This is a genomic window from Bacillus sp. PS217 (assembly GCF_037963535.1).
In the GTDB taxonomy this organism is placed as follows: Bacteria; Bacillota; Bacilli; order Bacillales; family Bacillaceae; genus Bacillus; species Bacillus subtilis.
This window is the reverse complement of the sequence record NZ_CP150157.1, coordinates 3,802,835-3,818,084: the sequence shown is the minus strand read 5'-3', so window position 1 is coordinate 3,818,084 and position 15,250 is coordinate 3,802,835. Positions and strand designations below refer to the sequence as shown.

Here is a 15,250-nt window from a genome sequence, read left to right as displayed (position 1 = left end):
GGAACTTGGGTGGAACCACGGGTTAATCACACACTCGTCCCTATCTGCGGGACGGGTGTGTTTTTTTATATACAACAATGAATAAGGAGTGTTCTAAAATGAGTAAACATGTGCACATTCAGCTTCCGGACGGACAGATCCAGGAATATCCGAAAGGCATCACAATCAAAGAAGCGGCTGGTTCTATCAGTTCCAGTCTGCAAAAGAAGGCTGCCGCAGGTCAGGTCAACGGCAAGCTTGTTGATCTCAGCTTTAAGCTGGAGGAAGATGCTGAGCTTTCGATTGTCACACTCGATTCACAAGAAGGCTTGCAGGTGCTTCGCCACACAACAGCGCACGTGCTGGCCCAAGCAGTAAAACGGCTGTACGGCGAAGTGTCATTGGGGGTAGGGCCTGTGATTGAAGACGGCTTCTACTATGACATGAAGCTGGGGAAAAGCTTGGCATCAGGAGACTTAGAGGCCATCGAAAAAGAAATGAAAAACATAATAAATGAGAACCTTGAAATCAAACGTATAGAGGTTTCTTACGAAGAGGCTGAAGAGGTGTTTGCACAAAAAGACGAGCGGCTCAAGCTTGAGATTTTAAAGGATATTCCGCGCGGGGAGGATATCACATTGTACCAGCAAGGGGAATTCGTTGACCTGTGCCGCGGGCCGCATCTTCCTTCTACAGGGATGATCAAGGCGTTCAAACTGACAAGAGTATCAGGCGCTTATTGGCGCGGAGACAGCAAAAATGAAGTCCTGCAGCGGGTGTACGGGGTTGCGTTTCAAAAGAAAAAAGATTTGGATGCGCACCTGCATATGCTGGAAGAAGCGGCAAAACGAGACCATCGCAAGCTCGGCAAACAGTTAGGGCTGTTTATGTTTTCTGAAGAAGCGCCGGGGATGCCGTTTTATTTGCCGAAAGGGCAGATTGTCCGCAATGAGCTGGAGCGCTTCTCGCGTGAGCTGCAAACAAATGCCGGCTACGATGAGGTGCGTACGCCGTTTATGATGAATCAGCGGTTATGGGAGCAGTCAGGCCATTGGGACCATTATCGCGACAATATGTACTTTTCAGAAGTGGATGATACAAGATTCGCAATGAAGCCGATGAATTGCCCCGGCCACATGCTCATCTTTAAAAACAGCCTGTATTCTTATCGGGATCTGCCGATTCGCATGGCGGAATTCGGACAGGTGCACCGCCATGAATACAGCGGCGCTTTAAACGGAATGCTTCGCGTTCGGACGTTCTGTCAGGATGACGCCCATATTTTCGTTCGGGAGGATCAGATTGAGAGTGAGATCAAAGAAGCGATTCGGCTGATTGATGAGGTATATCGGACATTTGGTTTCGAGTATTCAGTTGAGCTTTCGACTCGCCCGGAGGATTCATTAGGCAATGACAGCCTTTGGGAAGCGTCGGAACGTGCCTTAGCACGCGTCCTTGAGGAGCTTGGCCTCTCTTATGAGATCAATGAAGGCGATGGGGCGTTTTACGGGCCGAAAATTGATTTCCACATAAAAGATGCCCTGAAACGGAGCCACCAATGCGCGACTATTCAGCTTGATTTTCAAATGCCGGAAAAATTTGATTTAACATATATCAACGAACACAATGAAAAGGTTCGTCCCGTTGTCATCCACAGAGCGGTTTTCGGCTCAATCGACCGTTTCTTCGGCATTTTGATCGAGCATTACGGCGGGGCTTTTCCAGTCTGGCTCGCACCGCTCCAGGTTCAAATCATACCGGTTTCTCACGTTCACTTAGACTATTGCAGAAAGGTACAGGCGGAGCTGAAGCAGGCGGGGATAAGAGCCGGCATTGATGAGCGCAATGAGAAGCTGGGCTATAAAATCAGAGAATCGCAGGTGCAGAAAATCCCGTACGTGCTGGTGCTTGGAGATCATGAGGAGCAGGAGAATGCGGTAAACGTCCGCCGATTCGGACATCAGCAGAGTGAACACGTTCCTTTCCAAACTTTTAAAGATAAACTTGTCAAACAGGTGGAAAATCGAGGCATGTAGGATAAAAGCTGTGAATTCACATTTTGCTTTTTTGACTTTCCCTATTCGGAATCAGTAAAATAATAAGTAAATCATATCGTTCGTATGTTATGAATGCATCTCGAAATGGGGAAATTTACATGGACCATGACAAACTGGAAGCAAATTTGCTGGATCACGCACTTACAAAATATTTGAAAAGCACGAAGCAATTAGATGAAGCCACCGTTCCGAAACACGTGAATAATGTAAGAGGATTTATTCTGCGGATCATATACAGACATGGGAGCTGCACCATAAAGGATATTTTGAAGGAGGTCACACTGTCTCCCTCTGCCACGACCACAGCTCTGAATCATTTAGAGCAGGAAGGGTTTATTGAGAGATCCAGAAATAACAATGACCGCCGCACTGTATGGATTACTCTTTCTGAATCGGGCCGGGGAGCGGCTGAACAAATGATCGAAAACCGCCAGCAGCTGATTGATGGCATGTTTGAACGTTTAACAGCCGAAGAGAAAAAGACGTTCTTGGCGATTATTGCGAAGCTGGCTCAATAGGGATAATAAAAGCCGGTGCGCGAAGCGCCGGCTTTATAGAGATTATTCCATATCGCTCAGGCGTTTGCCTGCGACGGCATAATGGTCTTTTCTCATTTCTTCTATAAAGACAACAATTTTTTCTTCAGAAGCACCGGTTGTTTCCTTTACGGCTTCTGTTACTTTCTCGACAAGATTGCGTTTTTGCTCGTCTGTACGGCCTTCGAGCATTTTGACAGTTACGTATGGCATGGGTGCTGAATCCTCCTTTATCTCGTTTCCTCTCTTTAGAAAAAGAGGCTTCTTATAGTATACTGAATAAAGTAAATTCTTGCATTTTGAGAAAGAGGGATATCTCACTTGGACCGTTTTTTATATTATCCGTTATCTTTAATGCCATACCTCGTCATCACGCTAATTGTGTCGTTTACGATGCACGAGCTTGCCCACGCTTATGTCGCATACAAATTCGGTGACGATACGGCGAAAAAACAAGGAAGACTGACGCTGAATCCCATTAAACACCTTGATCCGTTCGGAACCATTTTGATTTTGGTGGCCGGCTTCGGGTGGGCGCGCCCCATTCCCGTGAATCGCCGCTTCTTTAAGAAACCCCGGCTTGCCGGTGTGCTCGTATCTATAGCCGGGCCCGTCAGTAACCTGATTCTTGCGTTTATCGGTTTCTTTTTGTTAGTGTTGATGCATGCGTACGGAATGGAAATGCTTGCGGCGTTCAGCACGGGGCTGGATCAGTTTTTTTCCATTTGGATACAGCTGAATCTTGTCTTGTTTTTATTTAATCTGCTGCCGCTTCCTCCGCTCGATGGCTATCGAATTATAGAAGATCTCGTTCCGCCGGGCGTGCGTACCAAAATGACGCAGGCGGAGAGCTACGGCTTTATCGTATTTTTGGTGCTGTTTGTGACACCGCTAGGATCTTACGTGCTGTGGCCGATGCTCAATGCAGGAAGAGATTCGATTTTAAAGCTGTTTTCAGCGATATTTCAACCGCTTTTGTAGGAGGTAGAACTTCATGGAAGAAAAAAAGAAAAAATCAATCGGGTTTAATATTATCAAAAGTGATCCGACAGACGGACACGGCGGTTTTGGCGTAGGGGCACTCAGCCTTGATAACATTTCTCCCGTATTCGTTGATGTAGAAGAAAAAGAAGCGTTCGTAGACATCGGCGCCATGCATGCCCGCAGCACCGTTGAAAAAGGAATTAAATTTCTCCCGAATAAAGAAGAAGTGCCGAACGGAAAACCATACTGGCTTGTGTGGGTAACGATTGACAGAAAAGAAGAGGGGCCTTATTACGCTGGTGTGACAGCCTGTGAAATGACGGTCGACAGAAGCATCAGAAGAGGCTACAAGTCGCTGCCTGAGCATGTGAATTTGATGGATAAATCCATGAAACGGAAAATCATCGTTGATAAAATGGACGACAGCTCGAAGCATGTACTAGGCGAATTTCTGAAAAAGCATGATCAGGGCCTATGGGACCGTTCCTCAGATGAGTTAAAAAAGAGCCTGCTTCCGGAAAACAATTAATTTATGAATTTTCTGTGAACTTTTAAAGTATTTGAGATATTTTTCGTAAACATTGAGTAAACTGGTGATACAGAAATAGGACATGGAAAATCCCGAGCCGAAACAAGACTCGGGGTTTTTCATTTTTAGGGGGATATGAGTCGGCGACTGGGAGATGAAAGCCAGCGCCGAAGAAATGAGAAATTCACCACTTTATCCCAAAACTGATTGTTCAGCTCGATTGTTTAACATTCTTCCATCGATTATGAAGGAACCATACGAATAACCCGGCCTCCGATGAGCCGGGTTATTTTCAATGATGTCGCCCCAGCCATTTGTCCCACCACTTTTTCTCGGAAGCGGGCTTTTCTTTGGATGGAAGCCGGTCTTTTGTTTGTTTTGCGGGTTCTGCCCCGTAGCACATGTTTGCTGGTTCTGTGCCTTTCACAAAATATGTGTAATGCTTAGCGGCACAGCCGGGACCTGATGAGTAGCCTGTTTCCGGATCAATGTACACACCGGTTACGCCTTTTGGCGGCTTGAACGCGGTTTCTGGTTCGCCTTTGAGCGCGTCCTCCATGAAGTCCGCCCAAATGGTTTTAGCATAGCTTTTTTCTTCGACCGAGTCGATGGTGCTGTTTTTGTCATAGCCGGTCCAAACACCTGCGGCCAGCTTCGGATTGAAGCCGATCATCCAGCTGTCTGCGCTGGTGGTTCCTGATTTTCCGGCATACGTTCTTGTCAGGCGGTTGGCTATCGTTCGCCCCGTTACCGACGTATATCCATTTAAATCGGTATCAAACATGCCTGTCATCATACTCGCTGTGACAAAAGCGGCTTTTTCATCAAGCACTTGTTTATGCTGATTCGGGTTTTCGTACAGCACGTGGCCGGCTGCGTCCGTTACCCTTGAAATAAAAGTCGGTTCGATTTTCTTTCCGCCATTTGCGAGCATGGCATAGGCGTTGACCATCTCAATCGGACGCACGGGTTCGGTGCCGAGTGCCAGAGACGGCAGTGCTTGAAGAGGGGCGGTAATGCCGAATTCCTTTGCCGTCTTTACAAGTTTGTTCGTGCCGAGAAAAAGATGCGTTTTCACAGCGTAAATATTGTCGGAAAGCGCCAGCGCCTGCAGAAGCGTAATCGGCTTGTTGGCATAGTATCCGTTATAGTTGCTTGGAGAATAGGTTTCTCCCTTTGCATCAATTTGAAACTCGGTTTCTTCGCTTTTCATCAAAGTGACTGGCGTAAATCCGCTCTGAATCGCTTTATAGTACAGCAACGGCTTGATCGTCGAAGCAGGCTGGCGCTTCGCCTGTGTCGTCCGGTCAAACGGGCTTTTTTGATAATCCCTGCCGCCGACAAGGGCGAGAACGTTTCCGGTGCGGGGATCAATGGCTGAAAACCCGACTTGAATGTCAGATCCAGCGTTAACTGTTTCGGTAATGGTCTCCTCGGCGATGCGCTGCATCCGCTTATCTACCGTTGTATAGACATTTAACCCACTTGTTTCAATTTGCTCCCGTGTCATGCCGAGCTTTTTCTCCAGCTCTCTCATCGCATTGTCATAGAAATAAGGAGCCTTTCTCTTGGAAACTTGTTTATTCAAAGGCTGATAGGAAAGAGGTTCCTTGATCAATTCATCCGCTTTCTTTTGGCTGATCATCTGCTGCTTTTCCATCATCCGCACAATCGTTTTCTGGCGTTCCTTGGCCTTCGTCTCATTGACATACGGTGAATAGCCGGAAGGGCCTTTCGGGATTCCTGCCAAAAGCGCCGCCTCCGCATCCGTCAGGTTTTTGGCATGTTTGCCGAAATACAGGCGGGAAGCTGCTTCAATGCCGTAGGCGCCGTGTCCGTAGTAAATCGTATTTAAATAGCCTTCTAATATCTCGTCCTTAGAATAGTTTTGTTCCAGACGGATCGTGTAGAACGCCTCATTCCATTTCCGTTTCCACGTTTTGTCGTGTTCAAGGTATAAGTTTCTCGCATATTGCTGGGTGATGGTGCTTGCACCCTGAACCTTGGCAAATGCTTTCAGGTCAGCAAGCGCCGCGCCGGCCATGCGTTTATAATCAAAGCCGTGATGATCGTAGAAATTCTGGTCTTCAATCGCCACTGTCGCTTTTACGATCGTCGGATTCATGTCCTTTAAGGGGACCCAATAGCGCTTTTCGCCGTAGTTCGTTTCCCCGAGCTTTGAGCCGTCACTCGCATACAAAATCGTGGATTGCGGCACTTGCACCGAGGGAGCGCCCTGGTATTTGGCTATCAAAATGACAGTCATAAACACGGCAGCTGCCGCCAAGGCCGCAAAAGCCCCTAAAAAGATAAAGGCGCGAACGGTTTTCAGCGTCAGTCTCAGCCGTTTATTTGTCATTGCATCCACAACGGGTTTCCCCCTTTTTTTATGTTTCTACTATTATGAGAAAAAAAGATCGTTTTTAAACATCGCAGAACAGGACGCATCTTTACTTTTTCCCCGCCATCCTCTATACTTTTTCCTTAGGTGAAAATGAGATTTCAACCGAGAATAAAAGCTGATAAGACGCTTACAATAAATGAATACAGCCTCGAAAGGGAGATGACAATTGAGCGAACTTTGGTACACAGAGAAGCAGACGAAAAACTTTGGCATTACGATGAAGGTTAACAAAACGTTACATACAGAACAAACGGAGTTTCAGCATTTAGAAATGGTGGAAACAGAAGAGTTCGGCAACATGCTGTTTTTGGACGGCATGGTGATGACATCTGAAAAAGACGAATTCGTTTATCACGAAATGGTGGCGCATGTGCCATTATTTACGCACCCAAATCCGGAGCACGTTCTTGTAGTCGGCGGCGGTGACGGCGGCGTTATCAGAGAAATCCTGAAGCACCCAAGCGTGAAAAAAGCGACACTTGTAGATATTGACGGCAAGGTGATCGAATACTCTAAAAAGTTCCTTCCTTCTATCGCAGGCAAACTGGATGATCCGCGCGTTGACGTGCAGGTAGATGACGGATTTATGCACATTGCAAAATCTGAAAATCAATATGACGTCATCATGGTAGATTCGACTGAACCAGTCGGACCGGCTGTAAACCTGTTTACAAAAGGATTCTACGCAGGAATCGCTAAAGCGCTGAAAGAAGACGGCATTTTTGTCGCACAGACGGACAACCCATGGTTTACACCGGAATTAATCACAAATGTACAGCGCGACGTGAAGGAAATCTTCCCGATTACGAAGCTGTATACGGCGAACATTCCGACATATCCAAGCGGTTTGTGGACATTTACAATTGGCTCGAAAAAATATGATCCGCTTGCAGTGGAAGACAGCCGTTTCTTCGATATTGAGACGAAATATTACACAAAAGATATTCATAAAGCGGCGTTTGTTCTGCCGAAATTTGTGAGTGACCTGATTAAATAATGAAGGTATGGCGCAGGAGCGAATCTTGCGCTTTTTTACAGGAAAGCGAGGGTATTATAGATGAGATTTGATGAAGCTTATTCAGGAAAAGTATTTATCGCGAGCCGTCCCGAGTGGGAAGAGGCGGACGCCATTCTTTACGGCATGCCGATGGACTGGACAGTCAGCTATCGCCCGGGCTCACGCTTTGGTCCAAGCAGAATCCGTGAGGTGTCAATCGGCCTTGAGGAATACAGCCCATATTTAGACCGCGATCTGGCTGACTTGAACTTCTTTGACGCCGGCGACATTCCGCTGCCGTTCGGAAATCCGCAGCGAAGCCTTGATATGATTGAGGAATACGTGGACAGCATTTTAGAAAAAGGGAAGTTCCCAATGGGTATGGGCGGGGAGCACCTCGTGTCATGGCCTGTCATTAAAGCGATGTACAAGAAATATCCAGACCTTGCGATTATCCATTTTGACGCACATACAGATCTTCGTGTTGATTATGAGGGAGAACCGCTTTCTCACTCCACGCCGATCCGTAAGGCGGCAGAATTGATCGGACCGCACAATGTGTATTCATTCGGAATCCGTTCCGGCATGAAAGAAGAGTTTGAATGGGCGAAGGAAAACGGCATGCACATCTCAAAATTTGAGGTGCTTGAACCGCTGAAAGAGGTGCTTCCGAAGCTGGCGGGCCGTCCGGTTTATGTCACAATTGACATTGACGTATTAGACCCTGCACACGCACCGGGTACAGGAACGGTTGACGCCGGCGGCATCACGTCTAAAGAATTGCTTGCATCCGTCCATGAAATCGCGCGTTCAGAGGTAAACGTAAAGGGCGCTGACTTAGTGGAAGTCGCGCCGGTATACGACCACTCAGAGCAAACGGCAAACACAGCCAGCAAAATCATCCGTGAAATGCTGCTTGGGTTTGTGAATTAAGTAAACATCCAGACGATGTCTGGATGTTTTTTATTCCCAGTCTTTACAAACATCAATCCACACTTTTGAGAAAGAAAATTCGGATAATTCTCCTCGATAGCTGAGTTTCTGCTGCCGCATGCGGGGAAAACAGTCTCAAACCGTTTCAGTGATACATCAAGATAAACCTCAGGATCATAAGCCAAACCAAAGGGGCAAACTCCTCCAATTTCATGGCCTGTCTGCTCCAGTACCTCATTAGGAGAGAGCATTCTTGCTTTAAAGCCAAATGTTTGCCTGAACGTTTTGTTGTCGATCTTGGCATCGCCGGCTGCCACAATCAGAATCGCCTGATATCCTTCCCCTCTGAAGGACAGGGACTTGGCGATTCTAGCCGGGTTTACGCCGATCGTCTCAGCTGCCTGTTCAACTGTCGCACTCGACGTTTCGAACTCCGTCACATCATTTTCTCGATTCCACTGTGTAAAGTGGGTTCTCACACTTTACAGAGACATGCTGCATTTCCACTCTCTTCAAGATTATTGAAAAAAAATCATAGCATGAATTGGGAGATTGGGTAAAGAGGGGACAAAAAAAACCGCCGATGGACGGCGGTTAAATCATTCCTCGTTGTGCAACTTCAATTTGGTGTGTAGGTGCATTTGCAATAGTTGTTGCCACGAACACAGTGCTTAGAGCCAGACAAGAGAGTAATAGTTTAGACTTCAATTTCATACAAACTCACTCCTCCTTGAATAAGTTGCCTTACTTGTTCCACCTTCAAAAAATAAGCAGAAGCTTTTTGAAAATTTTTACGTTCATGATAATATTTTGCCACATCAATAGCGAAATCTTCAAGATCAGCATACAACATTTTACTTTCGAGAAAATCAAAAAATCCTTGAATTGCTTCTTCATCCGGGCCTGATAAGTATAAAGATTTCAAAAATTCAAACTCTGATAAATATATTACATCTCCGGCCTTTTGTGAATAAGCCATTCCCTTACTATGATATTCATGAGCTTTATCCATTTTTCCTAATTTATAATGGATCTGTGTAATTAAAAAATACGCTTGAGGTAAGGAAGGAAGAATATTTGATTCTTCAAAAACAGCTATTGCTCTTTTGAAATATGTTATGGCATCCTCATATTGGCTTTGGCTGTTTTTACAAAGCCCGATATTGTACAAAGTTCTTCCCATTAATTGGGGCTGCTTTTCAGCTTCTGCCATAGAATAAGCTTTTTGAAAATGTGAGACGGCATCCTCATACTGTTTTAAATCTAAAAAATTGGTGGCAAATAAAGAATGACACTGCAGCAATCTTATATTATAAGCTTCATTTTCTTTGTATATTTCATATGCTTGCCGTGCATAGTCCATTGAAAAATACGTTTGTTTCATATAGTAATAAGATTCAGACATCTTAAAGAAAAACTCAGCTTTCTCTATCCGATCCTTAACGAATATCAGCTTGCTTTCGGCCTTTTTGAAAAATTTAATAGCCGACAGATATTCCCGCTGATCCAGCTCATACATGCCTCTGAAGAAATTAAAATAGTACTCAAGCAGACCAGTTAAACGAGCCTGTTTTTTATCAATCTCAAGCAGCAGATCAGACAGTCTCGGCTGTTCCTCAATCCTCATTTTTTCTAACGGTTCAAGGTACTCAAGCATTAGGTTGTGCCGAAACTCCATCAGTGAATAGTACAAATGAAGGTCTTGATCTTCTTCCATTTGATCCAGCTCTTGCTTGATTTCTCGTCGCAAATATTCTGCATCGGGTATGCTGAATCGGCGTATGTACATATACCATTCGTTAATCTTTTCTCCGATGGAAGAAGAAGATATGACACCTGTCACGTTTGCAAATCCCTCCCTTCATAATTCTATATATGTCATATTTTATCATCAACATTCTTGTGAGAAGCGCAAAAAAACCGCAATTTTTTCTTTCGTTACACCGCATGTTTGGAGATATATTTTCAAAAAGAAGCGTTTACCCTCAGCAATTTGTACAAGCAAACACGTTAACCTTCCATATTCTGTTATATCTGCGTGAGCAGTGTATGTCTGAAAAGGAAGTGAAGGAATGAGAAAAAACAAGCTTTCCTTTAAAGAAAAAGCAGGAGCAGAACAAGAAGAGTGCTTATGTTTTTGTGAGGGAGAAGCAAGCCGAGAAGCCATGTTTCAAGCGCCGATTGAATTACCTGAAGGATTTGTCGTTGATCCGGCTGAAGCTGTTGCAAACGTGACGTGGAATGCAGACAGCCTTTCTTGTGTCAGTGACCGTTGCTTAATTCAAACGGGGCCAGAGCCTGATGAGGTCGGTGTTCAATTTGCAGTGCGCCTGCAGGGAACCGTTACGCTACTCGTCAGTGTCTCACCTGTGCGAAATCAATATGGACAAGGGGACGGGGCTGTTTCCGTCATTCACAATGCAGAAATCGATCAAGTCGTCTATTATTCCGATGAACCGGATGATTGCCCGGATATCAGTGACATCACGATTGAGAACCTTGTTGTTGTTCCGCCGTTTTACGGCAGTCCTTTATCGGTGACGGGGACGATTGTGCTTGTACCGGAGCCGGAACCCGTCTACGCGTTTACAGCGAATCCAAATGATCAATCAGTTTCTGTGATTGATACAAACACCCATACTGTTGTGACAACGATTGCTCTTCCGTACAATCCGGCAGGTATTGAAATTACGCCAGATAAAAGCGCTGTGTTTGTCTTACATCCCAACAATAATGTGATTTCTGTCATCGATTATGACACATTAACAGTGACAGCAACTATATTGCTGGATCAGCCGCCTCGATTGATTAGATTTATCCCTAATCATGAGTTTGCTTATGTTTTCACCGGTACTGCGGTTTATGTGATTGGAATTGATACGTTAACTGTGGATAGGTCGATTCCTGTGGAAGGATATGATGTTGCAATCGATCCCAATGGGTTATTCGCCTATGTTCTGAATTTTGGAATAGTGCAAAAAGTGGACCTAACTACCGGTGAAGTCACAGGAACAATTGAACGAGAGCTTATCGTATCAACCATAGAAACAAATTGGCCGGAGCGGTATGCCTATGTATTAGAACAAGAATTCTTTTTTAATTATTTGACGGTTATTGATTTAAATACGTTTACCATCAGCAGCACCCAAGAGCTGGAGTATGAAGGGGAATATCGAATGTTTACGAGTGGAGCAGAGGTGTATTTATATGACGGCTTCACTGGCAATTTATATTCTGTCAGTCCAAATGGAGCAGGCGTTATAGGAAATGTTCCGCAGTCGGCAAGAGACTTTGCGTTTACCCCGAATGGCGAGTTTCTGTATGCAACTCATGTTCTAGAACAGAGCATCACTGTTTACAACACGGATGATTACTCCGTGGAGACTGTCATATCTCTTGGGGTTTCACCGGGAGCTATTGCGATTTAATCAACTATATGTTGTGCATTTCTAAAAGGACGTGAAATCATGAAAAAGAATGATCTTTCTGCTTTACAGGAAAATTGTTTCTGTTTTTGTGATGAGGAAATTAGCCGAGAAGCGCCGTTTCAAGTGCCGATAGATATCCCTGAGGGCTTCAAGGTTGATTCGGCCGAAGCGTCAGCGGCTGTTACATGGAGTACAGACAATGTGTCCTGTATCAGTGAGCCTTGCTTAATCCAGACTGGGCCGGAACCAGAAGATATCGGTGTTCGATATGCTGTGAGAGTACAAGGGACCATTACGCTTCTTGTCAGTGTGTCGCCTGTACGAAATCAATATGGACAAGGCAATGGGGCGGTTTCTGTGATTCATACTGAAGAGATTGATCAAGTTGTTTATTATGCAGCACAGTCTGACCGCTGTCCTGATTTTAGTCAAATGACAGTGGAAGATCTGCTCATTGTACCGCCTTTCTACGGCAGTCCGCTTACGGTGACCGGGACACTTGTTTTACCGCCATCACCAGACCCTCAATCGTATGTGTTTACTGCCAATACTGGAGACAGCACGGTTTCGGTTATTGATGCAGATTTAAACACTGTTGTAAAAACAATCCCTTTTTCTGACGTGCCAACTAATCTAGGCGTTACTTTCGATAAAGCATTCACGTATGTCCTCCATGGAAATACCAACCTTGTCTCAGTGATTGATAATAAAACATTAACCATCATAAATACCATTACTGTTGGAGGAGGGCCGAGAAAGATCGAATTTGATCCAACAGATGAGTTCGCATACGTGATGGCCGCCGGATCTATATATGTGATTAACACGGCCTCTCAATCGGTCATTGATGTCATTCCGATACCCGGCGCTTTAGACTTTGCTCTTGATCCGAATGGACAGTATGTCTATACCGCTAATGGAAGCAGTTGGTCGGTTGATAAATATGATGCAAATACTGGGCAGTTGGTAGAAAGTATCATAGATTCATTTGAATTTCCCAGTTTAATTGCAACTCCTTACGCTGGAAATTTTGCGTACGTGTTGAATGGTGAGCTGTGGCCGAAAGGTGTAACGGAGATTAGTTTGTCTCCATTAAGCAGGGGAGGGGACTTCAGCCGTTTATTTGAAACGCTGAGGACGATTGTATTTTCTCTCGATAGCACTAGAGCTTATTTTCTAGAGCCATATAGTGAACCGTTTCTTATTAATAACTTATATGTAGTTAATACGGCCAGACAGAGGATCATTGCAAACGTGTCTCTCCCCGGCGCTTTTGACCTCGCCGTAACGCCGGACAAACAGTATATTTATGCGGCACAGCCCAACGACAATGCTGTGACCGTGTACCGCACAAGTGATTATACAGCCGTGACGGTGATTCCGGTTGGCGCGGGTCCGTCTGCGATTGCGATGTAGCTATTTTATAGATCAAGAGAAGCGGTGCTGCGATAAGAGAATCGTTTATAAATAAATGATCCGATTTGCTGAATGGTAGCCAGGATAATCAGAAACAGCAGTTCACTTATAGAGAAACTGAGCATCCACCAAATCCCGGCTGCTGCCAGCGCTCCCGCAAACACTTTTCTGAACAGGCTGCCGTGCCGGAAAAGCTGCCGCAAATATGTTCGCATGCAAAACAATAAATACAGAATCAGTAGCATCGCAAGTCCCATTGAAAGGGCAGGGGGCGTGTGAAGGCGGAAAGGGACGGCTTTAACGATTTCGAACATGCAGCCGAATATGATGACTTGGCACAACACGGCAGCCATCACGTATGTTTGGCGGACGTTTTTATAGCTGTCACGCAGCGATTTGACGTCTTCTGCATATCGGCTGCACAAGTTGTGTTGCTGAAAGTCACAGCAGCTTTGATGAGACTGTGTGAGTTTCTGAAAAGCTGCTGTCATGTTTTTCACGGATTGGGTGACATAATGAAGATAGAGAAAAGCAGGCAGCATCAGGAGGGCAGCGGTACAAGCCAGCAGCCCGAGCCGCACAGCATCATTGTTGATCATCTGTACATATTGGGCGGCGGCTTCGGCAACGGCCTGAACCCAGCCGAAGGAATAAGCCGCCATACCTATAAGCAGCAATAAAAGGGTAAAGACAGTGTTTTTTTTCATTGTCTGATCGCCTCTTTCTGAGAAATGTGAATGATCGCTTTGTTAGAAGATGCCATTGCATCAATGAGAGACAAGAAAACCTGCGCATCCATATCTTGAATGATGTGGTACATGTCAAGAAACGAGCAATCGCACCTGTCACACTCGGCTGCCCACTCGAAGCATTTACGCACATAATCGCTGTCATAAATGATCGCGTCTGTCAAAGAGTCCTTGCCGTATTGAAGCCAGGCGGCAACCTGTTCTTTCTTCTGTGTGACATAGTATGAAGCCACATCGATATAAGCTGAAGAATGGGTCCCTTGACTGTGAAGGATCAAGAAACCGCCATCCTCATAGATATAGGTCTCGGCTGACAAACGATCGATTTCTAGGCGGTACGTTTGCTGAATCTCTTGAAAAAACGGTGAATCTAATTGAAATAGAATACGAGCCGCGATATCCCAATAAAGCTTTATCGCCAACAGATCGTTTTGCCCGGGAAGTGCGCCGATCTGTAATCCGGTCCATGTATCTTCCATCCGCTCCTCATCACCCAGCACCATTTTTTGTGAGAGGGCTGGAGGGCATGCCGGGATGATTTTTCTTTCAGCATGATAATCCGGACGCTTTTCCAGCTGGAGGTGAGGAGGCAAAAGCGTTTCTGTATTTTCTGAGCCCCCAATCAAAAACAGCGTCATCCGATGGGCTTGGTAGGCAGCCTTATAGGCTTTTTGTAAATCACTGATGTCCAGCGCCTCAATATCTTCGATTCTGCCTGCGGGGAAAACGGCAGCTGGTGAGGAGGGAGAAAGCATGCTGATCAGCTGATAATGATATGAGAGCTGATGGTTAAGGTGTGCTGTTTGAATTTCGCTTGTAATCACAGCTTTTTCCTGAGCGACAATCTTCTTGTCAAATGAGTGGTTCCATAAAGCATCAAGCAGGATGGGGATCGTTTGTCTGAGCCGATCCGGTAATGAGGTAAACATGAAATTGGTATCGGTGTAGGTAGTGAATGCGTTTAAAAGCGCGCCATGCGCAAAAAAATCACTGTACAGATTGCGGCCGTTATGCCAGAAGAGAAGATGCTCTAAAAAATGCGCTGTGCCATACGGAAGCAGTGTATCACCGGATTCTGCCCGTATACATACATCCCGGCTTCCAAAATCGATTTTTACATTGCACAGCCGCAGGTGGGCGCGGGGGAATTTCAATCTGAATATTTTTAGTCCGCTGTCTGTGTATCTGATATCGGTTCGTTCATCCAGTTGTTGAAAAAAGGCTTTCTTTTCCATCTC

At 45.4% G+C, this 15,250-nt stretch carries 15 protein-coding genes, 1 pseudogene and 1 other annotated feature (1 of these 17 only partly in view); of the genes and pseudogenes, 9 read left to right on the top strand and 7 right to left on the bottom strand.

Annotated elements, in window-relative coordinates; all coding sequences use genetic code 11:
* Nucleotides 1-45: a binding site (T-box leader), on the top strand (it extends 177 nt beyond the left edge of the window).
* Nucleotides 46-98: 53 nt separating this feature from the next.
* Together thrS and NSQ83_RS19800 are read left to right on the top strand one after the other, a co-directional pair.
* Nucleotides 99-2,015, top strand: a complete 1,917-nt coding sequence (gene thrS / locus NSQ83_RS19805; protein ID WP_106073295.1) for a threonine--tRNA ligase — start codon at nucleotides 99-101, stop codon at nucleotides 2,013-2,015.
* Between the two features lie 119 nt (nucleotides 2,016-2,134).
* Nucleotides 2,135-2,554: a MarR family transcriptional regulator gene (locus tag NSQ83_RS19800; protein WP_003242889.1), complete on the top strand. Its 420-nt coding sequence runs from the start codon at nucleotides 2,135-2,137 to the stop codon at nucleotides 2,552-2,554.
* Between the two features lie 42 nt (nucleotides 2,555-2,596).
* Here NSQ83_RS19800 and NSQ83_RS19795 read toward each other — a convergent pair whose 3' ends face one another.
* Nucleotides 2,597-2,785 (bottom strand): 2-hydroxymuconate tautomerase, encoded by a 189-nt coding sequence (locus NSQ83_RS19795; RefSeq protein WP_003222038.1) that lies wholly within the window; start codon nucleotides 2,783-2,785, stop codon nucleotides 2,597-2,599.
* 108 nt (nucleotides 2,786-2,893) lie between these two features.
* On the opposite strand from NSQ83_RS19795, the gene NSQ83_RS19790 reads away from it, so the two are divergent.
* Nucleotides 2,894-3,553, top strand: coding sequence for a site-2 protease family protein (locus NSQ83_RS19790; RefSeq protein WP_080529923.1), 660 nt, complete (start codon nucleotides 2,894-2,896; stop codon nucleotides 3,551-3,553).
* A gap of 13 nt (nucleotides 3,554-3,566) precedes the next feature.
* Nucleotides 3,567-4,085, top strand: coding sequence for a YwhD family protein (locus NSQ83_RS19785; RefSeq protein WP_017696251.1), 519 nt, complete (start codon nucleotides 3,567-3,569; stop codon nucleotides 4,083-4,085).
* A 292-nt stretch (nucleotides 4,086-4,377) separates the two neighbouring features.
* Here the strand turns inward: NSQ83_RS19785 and NSQ83_RS19780 are convergent, their stop codons facing one another.
* Nucleotides 4,378-6,453, bottom strand: a complete 2,076-nt coding sequence (locus tag NSQ83_RS19780; protein WP_038427996.1) for a transglycosylase domain-containing protein — start codon at nucleotides 6,451-6,453, stop codon at nucleotides 4,378-4,380.
* A 202-nt stretch (nucleotides 6,454-6,655) separates the two neighbouring features.
* On the opposite strand from NSQ83_RS19780, the gene speE reads away from it, so the two are divergent.
* The gene (gene speE, locus NSQ83_RS19775) at nucleotides 6,656-7,486 is read left to right on the top strand and encodes a spermidine synthase (protein ID WP_003227543.1); all 831 of its coding nucleotides are present in this window, start codon (nucleotides 6,656-6,658) and stop codon (nucleotides 7,484-7,486) included.
* Nucleotides 7,487-7,546: 60 nt separating this feature from the next.
* Nucleotides 7,547-8,419 carry an agmatinase gene (gene speB / locus NSQ83_RS19770; protein ID WP_198878426.1) on the top strand — a complete coding sequence of 291 codons (873 nt, stop codon included), beginning with the start codon at nucleotides 7,547-7,549 and terminating at the stop codon, nucleotides 8,417-8,419.
* 30 nt (nucleotides 8,420-8,449) lie between these two features.
* Here the strand turns inward: speB and NSQ83_RS19765 are convergent.
* The 3 genes and pseudogenes from NSQ83_RS19765 to rapF all read right to left on the bottom strand — a co-directional run bounded on the left by NSQ83_RS19765 (nucleotide 8,450) and on the right by rapF (nucleotide 10,262).
* Nucleotides 8,450-8,898: pseudogene (locus tag NSQ83_RS19765) on the bottom strand (YbaK/EbsC family protein).
* A 115-nt stretch (nucleotides 8,899-9,013) separates the two neighbouring features.
* Nucleotides 9,014-9,133 carry a phosphatase RapF inhibitor PhrF gene (gene phrF, locus NSQ83_RS19760; protein ID WP_009968329.1) on the bottom strand — a complete coding sequence of 40 codons (120 nt, stop codon included), beginning with the start codon at nucleotides 9,131-9,133 and terminating at the stop codon, nucleotides 9,014-9,016.
* Nucleotides 9,117-10,262 carry a response regulator aspartate phosphatase RapF gene (gene rapF, locus NSQ83_RS19755; protein ID WP_029318693.1) on the bottom strand — a complete coding sequence of 382 codons (1,146 nt, stop codon included), beginning with the start codon at nucleotides 10,260-10,262 and terminating at the stop codon, nucleotides 9,117-9,119. The genes phrF and rapF overlap by 17 nt, the downstream gene beginning before the upstream one ends.
* A 2-nt stretch (nucleotides 10,263-10,264) precedes the next feature.
* Here rapF and NSQ83_RS19750 point away from each other — a divergent pair, with 2 nt between their 5' ends.
* Genes NSQ83_RS19750 through NSQ83_RS19740 form a run of 3 tightly spaced genes read left to right on the top strand, consistent with a single transcriptional unit; the run spans nucleotide 10,265 to nucleotide 13,263 of the window.
* A complete protein-coding gene (locus tag NSQ83_RS19750) occupies nucleotides 10,265-10,495 on the top strand; it encodes a hypothetical protein (RefSeq protein WP_069703618.1) in 231 nt (76 codons plus the stop codon).
* Nucleotides 10,492-11,847, top strand: a complete 1,356-nt coding sequence (locus tag NSQ83_RS19745; RefSeq protein WP_069322965.1) for a YncE family protein — start codon at nucleotides 10,492-10,494, stop codon at nucleotides 11,845-11,847. The genes NSQ83_RS19750 and NSQ83_RS19745 overlap by 4 nt, the downstream gene beginning before the upstream one ends.
* 39 nt (nucleotides 11,848-11,886) lie before the next feature.
* A complete protein-coding gene (locus tag NSQ83_RS19740) occupies nucleotides 11,887-13,263 on the top strand; it encodes a YncE family protein (RefSeq protein WP_198878427.1) in 1,377 nt (458 codons plus the stop codon).
* 5 nt (nucleotides 13,264-13,268) lie between these two features.
* On the opposite strand, the gene albG is transcribed toward NSQ83_RS19740, so the two are convergent.
* Both albG and NSQ83_RS19730 read right to left on the bottom strand, forming a co-directional pair.
* The gene (albG, locus tag NSQ83_RS19735; protein ID WP_015250988.1) at nucleotides 13,269-13,970 is read right to left on the bottom strand and encodes an antilisterial bacteriocin subtilosin biosynthesis protein AlbG; all 702 of its coding nucleotides are present in this window, start codon (nucleotides 13,968-13,970) and stop codon (nucleotides 13,269-13,271) included.
* The gene (locus NSQ83_RS19730) at nucleotides 13,967-15,247 is read right to left on the bottom strand and encodes a pitrilysin family protein (protein WP_032722698.1); all 1,281 of its coding nucleotides are present in this window, start codon (nucleotides 15,245-15,247) and stop codon (nucleotides 13,967-13,969) included. The genes albG and NSQ83_RS19730 overlap by 4 nt, the downstream gene beginning before the upstream one ends.
* Between the last annotated feature and the right edge of the window lie 3 nt (nucleotides 15,248-15,250).

Coding starts and splice junctions, on each gene's coding strand:
- albG (WP_015250988.1), bottom strand. CDS start 13,970: ATGAAAAAAAACACTGTCTTTACCCTTTTATTGCTGCTTATAGGTATG.
- NSQ83_RS19795 (WP_003222038.1), bottom strand. CDS start 2,785: ATGCCATACGTAACTGTCAAAATGCTCGAAGGCCGTACAGACGAGCAA.
- NSQ83_RS19740 (WP_198878427.1), top strand. CDS start 11,887: ATGAAAAAGAATGATCTTTCTGCTTTACAGGAAAATTGTTTCTGTTTT.
- phrF (WP_009968329.1), bottom strand. CDS start 9,133: ATGAAATTGAAGTCTAAACTATTACTCTCTTGTCTGGCTCTAAGCACT.
- NSQ83_RS19800 (WP_003242889.1), top strand. CDS start 2,135: ATGGACCATGACAAACTGGAAGCAAATTTGCTGGATCACGCACTTACA.
- NSQ83_RS19730 (WP_032722698.1), bottom strand. CDS start 15,247: ATGGAAAAGAAAGCCTTTTTTCAACAACTGGATGAACGAACCGATATC.
- NSQ83_RS19745 (WP_069322965.1), top strand. CDS start 10,492: ATGAGAAAAAACAAGCTTTCCTTTAAAGAAAAAGCAGGAGCAGAACAA.
- NSQ83_RS19785 (WP_017696251.1), top strand. CDS start 3,567: ATGGAAGAAAAAAAGAAAAAATCAATCGGGTTTAATATTATCAAAAGT.
- thrS (WP_106073295.1), top strand. CDS start 99: ATGAGTAAACATGTGCACATTCAGCTTCCGGACGGACAGATCCAGGAA.
- speB (WP_198878426.1), top strand. CDS start 7,547: ATGAGATTTGATGAAGCTTATTCAGGAAAAGTATTTATCGCGAGCCGT.